This window comes from Gordonia sp. GN26 (assembly GCF_054823965.1).
In genome coordinates this window covers 1-686 of the sequence record NZ_JSYC01000150.1, presented here as the reverse complement: position 1 = coordinate 686, position 686 = coordinate 1, and the positions used below count along the sequence as shown (strand labels likewise).

General features: G+C 62.8%; 1 protein-coding gene. It reads left to right on the top strand.

All coding sequences use genetic code 11. The features are described from left to right. On the top strand, positions 1-686 hold a 686-nt coding region (locus OK17_RS20650), incomplete at both ends, for an AMP-binding protein (RefSeq protein ID WP_461418596.1).

Genomic DNA, 686 nt, shown 5'->3' with positions numbered 1-686 from the left:
GTGTCGGTGTGGGAGTTGTTCTGGCCGTTGATGGTTGGTGCTTCGGTGGTGGTGGCGGAGCCGGGTGGGCATCGGGATCCGTGGTATGTGGCGTCGGTGGTGGAGCGGTTTGGTGTGTCGGTGTGTCATTTTGTGCCGTCGATGTTGTCGGTGTTTGTCGATGCGCTGGGTGGTTCGGGTGGTGTGGGGTTGGGGTCGTTGCGGCAGGTGTTCTGTTCGGGTGAGGCGTTGGGTGTTGCGGGTGTGGAGGGGTTGCGGGGGTTGGTGCCTGGTGTGCGGGTGGTGAATTTGTATGGGCCGACTGAGGCTGCGGTGGATGTGACGTCGTATGTGGTCGTCGGTGGTGAGGTGGTGGTGCCGATTGGTCGTGCGGTGCCGAATGTGTCGGTGTGGGTGTTGGATTCGCGGTTGCGGCCGGTGCCGGTGGGTGTGGTGGGTGAGTTGTATCTGGGTGGGGTGCAGGTGGCTCGGGGGTATGCGTCTCGGTCGGGGTTGACTGCGGAGCGGTTTGTGGCGGATCCGTTTGGTGGGTTGGGTTCGCGGTTGTATCGGACGGGTGATCGGGTGCGGTGGTCTGGTGTTGGTGAGTTGGAGTATTTGGGGCGTAGTGATTTTCAGGTGAAGTTGCGGGGGCAGCGGATCGAGTTGGGGGAGATCGAGTCGGTCCTGCAGACCGCACCCGGCGT